Annotated in this window: 12 protein-coding genes and 1 pseudogene; 11 read left to right on the top strand and 2 right to left on the bottom strand. The window is 66.3% G+C overall.

Annotated features, from left to right (window positions below):
• A partial coding sequence (locus H5398_RS16635) for a helicase C-terminal domain-containing protein (RefSeq protein ID WP_220489653.1) occupies nucleotides 1-1,834 on the top strand: 1,834 nt, incomplete at its 5' end.
• Nucleotides 1,835-1,892: 58 nt separating this feature from the next.
• Here the strand turns inward: H5398_RS16635 and H5398_RS16630 are convergent.
• Nucleotides 1,893-2,684 carry a hypothetical protein gene (locus H5398_RS16630; RefSeq protein ID WP_220489651.1) on the bottom strand — a complete coding sequence of 264 codons (792 nt, stop codon included), beginning with the start codon at nucleotides 2,682-2,684 and terminating at the stop codon, nucleotides 1,893-1,895.
• 347 nt (nucleotides 2,685-3,031) lie between these two features.
• On the opposite strand from H5398_RS16630, the gene H5398_RS16625 reads away from it, so the two are divergent.
• The 10 genes and pseudogenes from H5398_RS16625 (at nucleotide 3,032) to H5398_RS16580 (ending at nucleotide 12,016) form a co-directional block, all read left to right on the top strand.
• On the top strand, nucleotides 3,032-3,652 hold the full coding sequence (locus H5398_RS16625) for an NAD(P)H-binding protein (protein ID WP_182800860.1): 621 nt from the start codon (nucleotides 3,032-3,034) through the stop codon (nucleotides 3,650-3,652).
• Nucleotides 3,652-4,086 carry a MarR family winged helix-turn-helix transcriptional regulator gene (locus H5398_RS16620; RefSeq protein WP_182800859.1) on the top strand — a complete coding sequence of 145 codons (435 nt, stop codon included), beginning with the start codon at nucleotides 3,652-3,654 and terminating at the stop codon, nucleotides 4,084-4,086. Before H5398_RS16625 ends, H5398_RS16620 begins: the two co-directional genes overlap by 1 nt.
• A gap of 207 nt (nucleotides 4,087-4,293) precedes the next feature.
• Complete coding sequence (locus H5398_RS16615; protein ID WP_182800858.1) at nucleotides 4,294-5,403, top strand: NmrA family NAD(P)-binding protein; 1,110 nt, start codon at nucleotides 4,294-4,296, stop codon at nucleotides 5,401-5,403.
• A 255-nt stretch (nucleotides 5,404-5,658) separates the two neighbouring features.
• A complete protein-coding gene (locus H5398_RS16610) occupies nucleotides 5,659-6,492 on the top strand; it encodes an IS5 family transposase (RefSeq protein ID WP_182800857.1) in 834 nt (277 codons plus the stop codon).
• A 360-nt stretch (nucleotides 6,493-6,852) separates the two neighbouring features.
• Entirely contained in the window at nucleotides 6,853-7,287 is a 435-nt protein-coding gene (locus H5398_RS16605) for a hypothetical protein (protein ID WP_182800856.1), read from the top strand.
• A gap of 60 nt (nucleotides 7,288-7,347) precedes the next feature.
• Entirely contained in the window at nucleotides 7,348-7,662 is a 315-nt protein-coding gene (locus H5398_RS16600) for a hypothetical protein (RefSeq protein ID WP_182800855.1), read from the top strand.
• Between the two features lie 173 nt (nucleotides 7,663-7,835).
• A complete protein-coding gene (locus H5398_RS16595; RefSeq protein WP_182800854.1) occupies nucleotides 7,836-8,132 on the top strand; it encodes a hypothetical protein in 297 nt (98 codons plus the stop codon).
• 524 nt (nucleotides 8,133-8,656) lie between these two features.
• A pseudogene (locus H5398_RS17990) lies at nucleotides 8,657-8,845 on the top strand (hypothetical protein); the annotation flags it as partial.
• Nucleotides 8,846-8,921: 76 nt separating this feature from the next.
• Nucleotides 8,922-11,327, top strand: a complete 2,406-nt coding sequence (locus H5398_RS16585) for a hypothetical protein (protein WP_182800852.1) — start codon at nucleotides 8,922-8,924, stop codon at nucleotides 11,325-11,327.
• Nucleotides 11,324-12,016, top strand: a complete 693-nt coding sequence (locus tag H5398_RS16580) for a GNAT family N-acetyltransferase (RefSeq protein ID WP_182800851.1) — start codon at nucleotides 11,324-11,326, stop codon at nucleotides 12,014-12,016. The genes H5398_RS16585 and H5398_RS16580 overlap by 4 nt, the downstream gene beginning before the upstream one ends.
• On the opposite strand, the gene H5398_RS16575 is transcribed toward H5398_RS16580, so the two are convergent.
• Complete coding sequence (locus H5398_RS16575; RefSeq protein WP_220489647.1) at nucleotides 12,000-12,440, bottom strand: DUF2004 domain-containing protein; 441 nt, start codon at nucleotides 12,438-12,440, stop codon at nucleotides 12,000-12,002. The two genes, H5398_RS16580 and H5398_RS16575, sit on opposite strands and share 17 nt — an antisense overlap.
• Nucleotides 12,441-13,040: the final 600 nt, after the last annotated feature.

Raw genomic sequence — 13,040 nt, 5'->3', positions numbered from 1 at the left:
CCCCACCATCACCCCCCGCCACGACGGCACCCCCCTCCCACAACTGCTCACCGTCGCGAAATCCGCGGCGTTGGCCGGCTACATCGACGAGCTGGCCGACCGCGTCGACCTGATCGCCGGCCGACAGGTCGACCCCCGCGACGACAACATGCTCAAAATCGGCAACGACGGCCGCCTCGCCGCCCTCGACATGCGCCTGGTCACCGACCCCGACCAGCACCCCCTCCTCCACGAACCCGGCAAAGTCGACATCGCCGCCGCCGAACTCACCCGCATCTGGCACACCACCAAGAACCAGGTGTATCTGGATCCGGCCACCGGCCAGCCGTCGCCGATCCTGGGCGGGTTGCAGATCGTGTTTTGTGACCTGTCGACCCCCAGCGACCAGTGGAACATCTACCACGAGCTCCGCGACCAGCTCCACGCCAACGGACTCCCACCCGGATCGGTGCGGTTCATCCACGACGCGACCACCGACCAGGCCAAAGCCCGCCTGTTCGCCGACGCCCGCGCCGGGAAGATCGCCGTGCTGATCGGCTCCACCGCGAAAATGGGCACCGGCACCAACGTCCAAGACCGCGCCCTCCACGTCATGCACCTCGACGCCCCCTGGCGACCCGCCGACGTCACCCAACGCGAAGGCCGAGCCATCCGCCAAGGCAACCAGAACACCACCGTCCAAATCACCCAGGTCATCACCGAAGGCTCCTTCGACACCTACATGTGGCAAACCCTCGAACGGAAAGGCAGATTCATCGACCAAATCATGCGCGGCACCCTCGGCGGCGCCCGCGACATCGAAGACGTCTCCGAAGCCACCCTCAGCTTCGCCGAATTCAAAGCCATCGCCTCCGGTAACCCCCTCCTCCTCCAACACGCCGAAGCCCAACACGACCTCGCCCGCCTCACCCGCCTCGCCGAAGCCCACACGCACACCCAGATCGCGCTCCGCCACACCATCAGCAGCAGCCAGCACACCATCGAGCACCTCACCGGCCGGCTCCCCGAACTTCACGCCGCCGCCGCACTCAGCGTGCCGACAGCTGGTGACGCGTTCCACGTCACCCTCAACGGTCAGCGCTACACCAAACGAGGCGACGCCGCCGACGAGCTGCACGCCATGTTCGCCCTGCTGAATCTCCGACCCGACCAGCACATCGACCTCGGCCCTGTCGCCGAGCTCGGTGGCCACCAGATCCAGATGACCGCACTCGGCAACGGCAACATCGCCTTCACCCTCACCGCCGCTGGCGACACCCCCACCGTCACGATCCCGCACGCGGACCTCGGTAACCCGCAGAAAGGCACCCTCACCAAACTCGAGAACCTGATCAGCCGAGCCCTGCCCGCCCTCATCGCCGGCCACGAAGAATCCCTAGCCGAACACCACACCCGCCACGCGCACGCCACCGCCCTCCACGGGCAACCCTTCCCCCACCAAGACGACCTCGACACCGCCCGACAGCGCTACACCGCCATCAACGAACAACTCACCCACCAAACCGCCCTCACCAGCCCCGACGACGCCGTCGACCGTGATCAGGAACGGTTCGACACCTGGGCACACGCCACCAACCCCGCCCTCCTCACCGACCCCGACCGCGACACCACCCGCGGCCACCTGACCCGGCTGGCTCACCTCGGCGCCGACCTCGATCACCTCTCCACACGCCTCAAAGGCCTTCCTCCCGAGGCCATCCACCGCGCCCTCGAAACCAACCTCCGACAACGAACCACAGCCGCGCCGACCAGCAGCACCACCCTGCACACGACCCAGCATCATCCGATGGGCCACACCCGGTCGACGGCGCCCCGGCACACGCCACCCAGATAGAGGCCAAGCGGGACCTCGGCCTTCGGGGGAGATCCCGGGTCACTCAACCCAGGAGGGGTCAGGTGCGGCGTTTGGGCGCCGGGCCCAGCGCCTCGGCGCGGATGGCCCGCTCCTGGTAGACGTGCAGCTCCTCGCGTGCCTGGGTGATCTCGGCCTGGCGTTGGTGGAGTTGGGCGTCGAAGGCCGCCTGGAGGTCCGCCACCCGCTGGTCAGCATGGACGCGTTCGCGTTGCGTCTCCACGCGGGCCGCGTCACGCTCGGCCGTGAGGACCGCGGCAGCCCCCTGGAGCTCCCCGACCTTCACGCGTAGGGCTTCGGTCTCGGCAACGGCCGTCTCAGCGCGGGACTGCGCCGCGGCAAGAGCATGCTGGATTTTCTCTCCGCGGGCCTGGGCCTCGTCGCGTTGCATGACTGTGTCGGCGAGCTCGGATCGGGCGACGGTCAAGTCGTCGCGCAGCTGCGTCTGCACCTCATCGGCGTGGGCCTGCGCCTCGGCCATGACCTGCTGCACGGCGGCGAGCTCCGCGACGAGCGTCTCTCGTGCCAGCGTCGAGTCGTGCAGGTCTTGGCGGGCCTGGGCCAGGGCCGCTGTCAGTTCCTCGACGGCGGCGGTGGCCTCCGTGGCGGCGGCGTCCGCCTCAGCCTTCTCGGCCTCCGCTCGACGCTGACCCTGCTCGGCCCGGGTCGCGCGCGCGTTGGCTGTGGCCACCTGCTCGGCCGCCTCACTCGACACCGCCTCCAGCTGCGCCTCCACCGCTTCCGGGTCACCGACGGTGCGCAGCTCTTCGACCAGAACAGTGAGCTGCTGACCGAGGTGCTCGATCATCCCGGTGACCTGACCAGTGATCATGCTCGCCCGCTGCCGCGCCGCATCCACCGGAAACGCCTCCACCGGGCGAGGCCCCTCGGCCAGCTTCTGCCGAGCCCGCCACGCAGCCGCCCGAGTGTGCTGCCGATCATCGCAGTACTCCGACGGACGCCCCACACCCTCCGAAGACGACACCGCCGGCCGCTCACACCCCGGGAACCGACACACCCGCTGCACAGTCTCAATCGTCATAACGTCACCATACCATAACGCTACGTAACGCAACGTAACGAAAGGAGATGACGAAAACGAAACGAGCCTTGCTCGGCGTTGGTGCCGCAGCGATCCTTGGCGCGCACTTTGCTTGCTTTAGCGTCTAAAGTTCATGTGTGAGTGTTGTTGCGTTGTTCGGTGCCACCGGTGGCACGGGTCGCAGGGTGTTGACCAGGCTGGTGGCTACGGGTCACCAGGTGCGGGTGTTGGTGCGGGACCCTGCCCGGCTCCCATCGGTCGACGGGGTTGTGGTGGTGGTCGGTGACGTGCTCGACTCGGCCGCGGTGGGGGAGACGGTCGCCGGGTCGCAGGCCGTGATCAGTGTGGTCGGGCAGGTGAAGGGTTCCCCGCTCACGTTGCAGACCGACGGGACCAGGCTGATCGTTGAGGCGATGCACCGCCACGGCGTGGCGCGGTTGATCACCTTGTCCGGTGGCGGGCTCCGCGCCGAGCAGGACCGGCCCAAACTTCCGGATCGGATCATCCGTGGGCTGTTGCGGTTGCTGGCGGGGCATGTGTTGGCCGATGCCGAGGGCCACCTGAGGGTGCTGCAGGGCTCCGGGGTGGACTGGACGGTGGTGCGGGGACCGCGCCTGACCGACGACCCCGGCCTGGGCCGGTACCGGGTCGGGGTGGATGCCAGCACCAGAATCTCGCGCGATGACCTGGCCGACTTCATCGTCGCCCAACTCGACGATCAGCGGTTCATCCAGGGCATGCCGGTCGTGAGCCACTGATGAGCGGCCGGGACACGCTGATCGGTGGCGCGATCGAGGCGATCGTGATGTGGACCAGGGTCATGGACTCGCATCGGATGATCCCCTTCGGGGAACTGAACCTGAGCCGGGCCCAGCTGGAGGTGCTGTTCTACATCGCCCACAGCCCGTCCCCGGCCACCCCCGGAGCGATCGCCGGCCGGCTCGGGGTCACCGCAGGGGCCGTCACCCAGCTCGTCGCCGGACTGGTCGAGCTGGGCCTGGTCCGGCAGGACCGCGACACCGTCGACGGCCGGCGCCGGCTGCTGGTCCTGGAACCCACCGCCCAGCAGCAGGTGGCAGGGTTCGAGCAGGCGATCATCGACGAGTTGTCTCCGCGGTTCGCCGCCCTCAGCGATGCCGAGCTCGCGACCCTGACCGGGCTGCTGGCCCGCACCACCCAGGCCACCCGATGACGGGGGTGTTCGTCACCGGCGCCACCGGCACCGTCGGAGCCGCCGTCGCCGCGCAGCTGGCCGGCAGAGGCGAGCGGGTGATCGCCGGGGTCCGCTCCGGCCGGGCAGCGGCCCGGCTCCCCGACGGCGTGGAGGCGCGACTGTTCGACTTCGGCTCCCCACCCGAGCAGCTGCGGCGCGTCATGCGGCGCGGACCGGCTGTTCCTGATGCGGCCCCCGCAGATCGCCGACGTGGCCCGGTTCCTGATCCCCGTCATCGACGCTGCGCAGGATCTCGGGATGCGGCAGGTGGTGTTCCTGTCCCTGCAAGGGGTCCAGTTCAACCGCAACACCCCCCACCACCAGGTCGAGGCCTACCTGCGGGCGACCCGGGCGCCGTACACGATGCTGCGGCCCAACTTCTTCATGCAGAACCTGTCAAGCACCTACGCCGACGACATCGCCCGCCACAGCGAGATCCGGGTCCCGGCCGGCAGATCCCACACCGCATTCATCGACGCCCGCGACATCGGCGCCGTCGCCGCGACCGTGCTCACCGAACCCGGACACGACCGCAAGGCCTACACCCTGTCCGGGGAACAGTCCCTCAGCTACACAGATGTCGCCCAGATCCTGAGCCGCGTCCACCTACACCCGCCCCACCGAACACGAGTACCTCGCCCAGCTGGCCGCAGACGGCCGGCCAGCCGACTACATCGCAGTCCAGAAGATGATCTACTACTGAACCACCGTCTTGGCTTGCTCGGCAACTATCGATCTCGACCGCGACTCCATGACAGAACCCTAGAGGCCTTGGGGGTCAGGCCCTCCGGTGAACCTGCAGTGCTGGAGGAGCTGACCCTGATCAAAGGATCAAGAGACGTGCGGGTCATGGAGGCAGCGCCGTCGCCACCGGCGAGCACCCAATGCGGCAGATCGGAGTGTCTGGGGAGCACGCGGGCAGCACTGGGACTTCGAGTCCGGCAGGCTGTGTTCATGCTCGTGAGCTCTGTTGATCCCCGGGACCAGACGTGGGAGGTGACCCATCCCCGCTACCGCGTCTACTTCCACGATGCCAACGGTGCGGCAGAGGAACTCGAGGTCACTGGAGCCGACGTTTCCGAGATTCTTGGGTGGGTAGAGACCGAGCGACGCGGCAGAACCTACGTGCTCTACGTCTGCGCCCCGCTCAACGGTCTGGGCCTTGTCCGACTCCAAGGCAGCGATCCTGGCTATGTCAACCCAAGTGGTGCCCACTTTGACAATCTAAGCTGGCCCCACATCGAGCAAAGTGTCGAGGCGCACCGCGTGCGAAGGTCGGCTCGCTACGTCTCTTGAATGTTCGTCTGGTAGACCAAATACTTGAAAACCGTCAACGATTGGAAAAGCGCTCCGCTGCCCTGCGCGCTTACCTCTCGTGTTGCCCCCGTTTCGCACCTATGCCCTGTGCCGTGCGCCGTCGCATGGTCGGCGTGTGGCTTTGGGTGTGACTATGAGATCGCGCGGATAGGCGCGGCGTGTCATGACATGGGGCAGGCACAAGTTCCAGTAGAAAACGAGGGAATCTATGCTCCGTCTTCCCCAAGGGTGCTTGTGCCTGCTGTCCCATCATCCATCATTGAACCGGTCTGGCACCAGTTCATAGCCCTTCTTCCTGACAAACTGGTGACGCATCCTTTGGGCTGGCACCGGCCTCGGATCAGCGACCGAATCATCTTCGACAAACTCATCCAGGTGCTGGTCTTCGGTGTCGCCTACGCCAAAATCGCCGACACCACATGTTCCGCCACCACCCTGCGCCACCGCCGCGATGAATGGATCGCAGCCGGGGTGTTCACCGCGTTGGAGCATCTGTGTTTAGAAGCCTACGACCGTATCGTCGGCCTCGATCTCCACAATCTGAGCGTGGACGGGTGCATCGTGAAAGCGCCCTGCGGCGGCGAAGCCGCCGGCAAGTCACCCGTGGACCGCGGGAAACAAGGCACCAAACGCTCCCTGCTGACCGACGGCTGGGGCATCCCTGTGGGATGCGTGGTGGCGCCAGCAAACCGGCACGACTCACCACTGTTGCGCCCCACACTGGAAAAACTGGGACGCTTCGGCATCGACCTACCCGAAAAGATCACGGTGCACCTTGATGCCGGCTACGACTCCAAAATCACACGAGAGTTACTCGATGAGCTGGGATGCGGATCGGTGATCCGTAAGAAGGGCACACCGCTACAGGCCGGAGCCCGGTGGGTCGTGGAGCGCACCAACTCGTGGCACAACCGCGGCTTCAAGAAACTCCTGGTCTGTACCGAGAGACACACCAAAGTCATTGAGGCGTTCATCGCCTTGGCCGGGGCCATCATCATCACACGCAGACTCATCCGCGTCGCTTGGACCAGCCACCGCTGGGACACCCGACCAGCGCGGCGTCCGTGACACCTATCCGTGCGATCTCTATGTCAAGGTTTCCGGGCTCCGCCGGGACGGAGAGACTTGGCGCCAACATGGTCAGCAGGGAGCCCTTCGCCTCAAGCCACCGATCGGTGAAGGCGTGGGTGTCCGGTAGCGGTCAGTGTTGTGGATCGTTGATTGCACTGGAGCGGCAGAAGGCACGACGGGGGTCTCCGCTGATCCGCCCTTCTTACCGGATTTGTGATACTGTTTGAAAATCATCCCACGGCTCATCGAAGCGTGCTAGGTTGCCAAAAGTTGTGACAGACACGAGGGGATAGAGAAATCTCACTTACAGATAATGGCTACGACAAGCCCATTCAGCGGCTACGCCGCTGGCGTCTGGTGCTTCTCCTTATCCCGGTTTTGCTAATCCTAGCTGGGATCGTTGTGTATTTCGTTGGTAACGCGATCTTTTCCACGGAGAAAGGTTTGCAGGCTAACTGGGGCATTTCCGTTCCCGAAGGGTTGCGAGAGGTCGAACACTACGAGGAATCCAGCTTCCATGGAGACGGTTACCGGTTGACGATATATGAAGTACAAGCAGACATTTCGCTGAATGGAACGTTTTTCGACTATGGCGACATGGATCGCGAAGGGCTCACTGAAGCACAAGTAGCCTTAATAGAAAATGTCACTAACCAATTTGATCCTAAGAATGGCATTGCTATTCCGCCCCGCGAAGTGTACAAACGACAAGTGGCTAAGTTTGGAGGGATCCTTCTCTGCTTATATGATGCAACTGAAAACAAGTTCTTCCTGTATGAAGAAATATTGTAACCCCCTTTCGTTCAGTTCTGTGCGTGAGTCTGCCAGGGGGACCTGCGATAGCGTGCAGTCATGCATCAAGCCCGCCGCCCAGGTTGGCAGGTGATCCTGGTGGCATTGGTCGGGCTGTGGGGGCTGGTGCTCATTGTTCTCACAGCGTTCCTCCTCGCGATGTCTACCGTCGGACAAGAGTTCAGCGTCGCAGCCCTCGGGACGGGGATCGCCGTGGGCATCGGCGCGATCATCACCCTGCTGCCCGTGCTCGCCTGGCTTCGGGATCACGGCGCCAAGCGACTGTGGCCCACGGTGGCCCCAGGTCTGGTTTCGCTGGTCGCTGTCACTGGGTGGTTGGCGTACTTGGCGGTGCAGCCCTCCGTCGGGCCATGAGCGCACTCAGATCCTCAGGTCCGAGCCTCACCGCGTGGGAAGCGGTTTCGGCAGACATCGGGTCGTTTGGCTCCTGAGCCCGATCTGGTTTCGCGGCATGGATCCACTCCGACGGGCGGGGTGTTCCCAGCTGCAAGGGTCCGAGAGGGCTGGCCCGCTGTCAGACTGGGCCCATGGAACGCGTACTGCCGCCCGCGGAAGAGCGGTTCGACCCGATCACCGGGCGGTGGATCAACGCTCCACTTCCCGATCCCGCCCGGACCTGGGTTGACCCAGCCGGCGACGCTCCCGTGACCGTCGTCGGCGAGATCCCGCCTGAACTCTCCGAGCACGACAGGCCACCCACCCCCGGCTCCACCGCTGGAGAGACGCTGGCCACGCGAACCCAGCGCCTGCGTTGGCTGATCATCATTGTGTTGGTGGTCGCGGTCATCGCGCTCGGAATCGCGACACTTATCGCCACGGCGTAGACGCAGCATCAATCGCAGGCCCACCAACTCGACGCCGAAGACCCGCCGACTCAGGCCCAGGATCACGATCGCGCGAACCTGACCGAATCAGACTTCTCAAGGCGGAGCGACGCTGGACAAGCAAACGTGCGAAACGTCCGCTCGATCGGCGGCAGAAGCGTGCGTCGACAGCTGCACTAATTCTCGTCATGACCCTCTTGAAGCCAGCTGACGCCCTGGACATGTCCGTGCCAAAGCACGCCGTTGCTCCACACCACGCTCGCGCCACCGATCGGCTCGACCATCGTCATCCACATCTCCTCGCCGGTCGACCCTGGATCGTCATCCCGACAATGGGGCGGGAAGGACCGGCGCAGCCCATACAACCGATCCGGCTGCCGTAGGTCCACGTAAACAACGGCCACCGCGTCGCTGCGATCGATCCACGGCACGTCGCGCAGATTGCTGCCGAGAGCCAGCAGCTCCTCGATGAAGAACGGAATGCCGTCGCTGCGCTCCACGAGCTCGGCTACCTCGTCGTGTAGTTCGTCGGCTTCAAGGAAGAGGCCGAGCGCATCGGCTTCCTCGGCGTGCTCGCAGGCCCTCTCGTGCGCTCCTCGTACCGCGCCGGGCGCCTCTGGGCGCAGTCGATGGTCTCGAAGGGCCGCGAGATCCCCGAGCACCTCGCCCACATCGCCGAGGGCGCCGACCTCGGCTTCGCCCAGGCCGTGTAGCCGCGATCGTAGCCGCGTCGGCGCCGATCCGGCAGAATCGGAGTCAGCGCGTCCATGCGCACGCGAACGGAGGGTCATGGAGAACACGGCGGAGGCGCCTGCGCCGCCCACGGAGGCCTTTGCCCTGGCGGACGCAGACGCCGACACGGCCCGCTCCTGGCTCTCGGCGGCCTTCGCAGCCCAACGGGCAGAAGGGGTCTCGGGCGCCCTCAGCGCCGCACAGCAGCAGACGATAGCCCGCATTCTCACGCTCGACTGGTGGCAGGCCATCGCCAGCGACGACGAGAGGAAGGACGACGATCCGGCGAATCTGCTCGCGGAGTTCCTGCCCGCCGCCGTGCGATCGGCGGAGTGCATCCCCTTCGCAAGCCTCGTCCTGGCCCTCTACCTGCGCAACCTCGTCAACGAGGCCTGGGCGCTCAGCTGGGATCACACGCTGATCCGCACGGCCGTGCGCCGGGCCGTCGCCACGGCGCGGGAGAGCGAGCAGGATCCCGTCGCGACGCTCGCTTGGCGCATGCTCGACGCGATGGAGCGCGAGTTCGACGTCGAGGCCGCGCTGCTGACCGGCAGACTGCACGCCGTGGTCGCCCTCGGCCAGGACGCGGCCAGCGACTACGCCGACATCGTCACCGCAGCAGAGAAGCTTCCTCCGCAACCTGGACGCGAGACCCTCCTGGCCGAGGCGCGGTCCGAGCACTGCTACTACACGACCGTGCATCGGATCGCGCAGTCGACCCTTGCCCTGCTCGAGCGCGAGAGCACCGACGAGTCCGCAGCCCTGCTGCAGATCGACGCCGACATCGCCTCCGCAGACTTCCGCGCGGTCGACGCGAGCGAGCTGAGAGGCCATCGCGCCTCTCTCGCCGCGGTCAACGAGGCCGCCGACCGCCCCTGGCTCCATATCGACGAGGGCCGCGTGCGGATCGTCTACGGCTTCGGCATCCTGCACCCGCACGGACGAGAGGGCAACGAAGACCTCGTGGCGCTGCGTGAAGGGCTCGACCGGCGCCGGGAGGAGGGCGGCGGACTCGGTGCCCTCCGCATCGACAAGGTACTGCGCTCGTTGACGCTGAGCGATGCCTGGCAGGGCTCGGACAGTCTGGGCCGCGGCTATCGCGGCTCGATCCTGCACTTGGAGGATCTGCTCCTTGAAGGCGCGGCTCACGAAGACGGCCGCGAGGTTTTGCAGGTCATCCACGGCCGCGTGCAGTTCTCCGAGCTCGGCAACCACGCGGTCGTCTTCACGATCGACCTCGACGGGGCTGCGGCTTACGAAGTCGCCCAGGCGATAAACCTGGCCACCCCGGTCTTCGGCGACCTGTCCGAGATCCCCGGAATGCTGCACCTGCGCCCCGCATCCGCTCCCCATACGACCATTAGCCGCCTCGCCGATGTGGTCTCCGACATCCTCGATGATCTGCGCGAGGTGCTCCACGAGTCCCGCGGGATCCCGGATGCCGATGCGATCTCCGCCCGCGCCGGCTCCTTCGGTGTCATCGTCACCGTCGAGGCCGCCTCCCGCGATCTCGGCGGCGAGTGCACGCCGCTCACCTCCGCACGTGAGCTCGTGGAGCTCTGGGGCGCGCAGCCTCTGCTGCATCCGCTACCCGGCGGAGCCTCGGGCGTCGCGGACTGGACGATGTACGAGCTCGGCGCGGTCGAGCACTTCGACCTCCTCCACCTCAACGACGGTCTGCTCAGTGCGAACGCCAACGTCTCGCTCCTGACGAGCTTCCGCTCCCCCGACTACGCCGTCAGCGAGATCGAGGACTTCCTGGAGTTCGCGCACAGCATGCACGGCATGTATCAGGCCTGGCAGAGCACAGTGCGCACGCACGCCGAGAGGATCGCAGGCCTTCTCGAGCGCGTCGACGATCAGCTGCGCATCGCCGATGCCGCGATCGAAGCCGACGACCACCGCGCACAGGAGGAGGCCGTGGAACGGATCGGCGATCTCGTGCGGATGACCGAGCGGGCCGAACTGACGCTGCAGTCCTTCGTACAGTCGAAGCAGGCGATCATGCTCTTCATCGAGTCGCCGACGATCGTGGCCTCCCCCGCGCTGCGCATCGATCTCAGCACCGTCCTGCGCTCCAATCGATACGATCTGCTGCGCGACGGCTTCGAGCGCGCCGTGCGGGATGTTCTGGGCACGCGGCTGCAGCCGCTGCTGGAGGTATGCCACCGGCGCATCGCGAGCCTGCAAGAAAGCCGGCAGGCGGCAAGAGAGCGCCGGACCGAGCGGATGGCCCAGGTGCTCGGCGTGATCCTCGCCGTGGTCGGCCTCTCGGGTCTCGTGCAAGTGGCGCAGGCGGGCTTCGACCTGCGCGGCGACATCACCTGGTGGTTCCTCTGGGCGATCCTGGCGCTCACGGTCGTGCTCGGCGCGACGATGCTGCTGCCCTCGCTGCAGCGAGGACGGCGACGCGAACGCTCCCGGCGATCCCGGCGACGACCTGGGCGCGAGGACGCCCCGTGATCGCGATCGAGGCCGCGAGCGACCCCGAGATCCTCCGCGAGGTGCACCGCACGCTCCTGACCCCCTCCTTCCGCCCCGGCGAACTGCTGACCGAGAAAGACTTCCTCGCCCAGTTCCCCCACGAGGCCGAGGCGCTGCTCGCCCGCGATGAGGAGGGGCGCATGCTCGGTGCGGCCGTGAGCGAGCAGGGCGGCTCGGTGGTGCTGCTGCAGTACCTCGCGGCCGCGCCCGCGGTGCGCGGCCGCAGCATCGGCTCTCTGCTGCTGCGGGCCGTGCTTGACCGCTGGGTCGCCGACCCCGCGGTCAACGTCGTCCTCGCCGAGCTCGACCGCCCCGATGCCCATGCGCCGCATCCCCTCCACGGCGATCCTTCCGCGCGCCTGCGATTCTACGAGCGATTCGACGCGCTCGCCCTGGAGCTGCCCTACTTCCAGCCCTCGATCGCGGCGGGAGCCGAGCGAGAGCACGGGATGCTGCTGGCCGCCTTCGACCTCGACGGCTCACTGCGGGAGCGCGGTCGGCTCTCCTCCGCGCAGAGCGCTGCCGTGCGCGACTATCTTCTCCAGGCGCTCCAGGGGGCACGCGATCCCGAGGCGATGCGGCTGCTCGATGCCGCCGAAGCGCCCGGAGGCATCGGCGTCCGCTCCCTCGCGTGCTACGAGCAGATCCCGGTCAGTCGGCGCTGCTGACCGACTGCACCGAACCGTCGGAGGCGAGGTTCACCAGCAGAACGTCGTCGATGTCTCCGGTGTCGAGACCGTATTCGAGTACGGCGAAGGGATCGGCGCCGCCGTGCTCATCGGCGAGGATCGTCATACTCATCAGGCGCAGCGATCGGATGATGTCGACCGCGTCGTCACCGCTGACATCGACGAGATAGTCGACGAGCTCTTCGCCGAGCGCCTCTTGCTGCTGCAGTATGTATTCGGTGACCTCGCTCGTACGGTCGTCGAGCTCGCTCAGCATCGCGCGGATCTGCTCGAAGGCCTCGGTCGGAGTCAGGGGGCCAAGCTCGATGCGGACCACGTTGCGGGAGCGGTCGAGCTCCACCAGGAAGGGCCGCAGAGGGCTGGATCGGCCGACGTCGCCGGTGCGGAAGCTGGCGACCAGCAACACCCGGCCCTTCCGCAGCGTGTACATGCTGACAAGATCTGCGGACCGTCAACCTCACGCACGCCGAGCTCGAGCAACCGGGCCAACACGATCCTGGCGTCGGCGTTTGCCCCCGGCGGTGAATCCGCACTGTCGCACCCCGGCACCATGAATCCATCCTCCCAGTCTCCCGCCAACCACCCTCGGCGCGGCATGTGCGGATGTGGTGACTTCATTTCCAGATGCCAGACGCGCCGATTCGAGGGTGATCCGCTTGGCTGACACGGGCTTATTTGGATCAGGCATACGTTGGCATGTCGAGGTCGAGTCCCGGCTGCTTGGCGGTTGCGTTCAGGCTCTGGTGGTGGCGTCGTGTGTGCTGGTCAGCAGGGTTCGGAGTTCTTCCTTCGCTGCGGCGTGGCGGCTCCGGGCGGTCGAGGGGTTGATACCGAGGATGGCGGCTGCCTCGGCGAGGTTGAACCCTTCCCAGTGGAGAGCTTGTCAAGTTGTTTGTGTAAGGAGTTCGGTCTCCGGGTGGGTTAGAGGTAGGGGTTGATCCGGTCGGGGTAGGCGATCGCGAGTTGGGCGAGGGCCTGTTTCCAGTTCGTGGTGACCTGCCCC

It is taken from the genome of Tessaracoccus sp. MC1679, from assembly GCF_014164775.1.
GTDB lineage: Bacteria > Actinomycetota > Actinomycetes > Propionibacteriales > Propionibacteriaceae > Arachnia.
The sequence above is the reverse complement of the archived record's forward strand: the minus strand, read 5'-3'. Positions and strand labels throughout refer to the sequence as shown.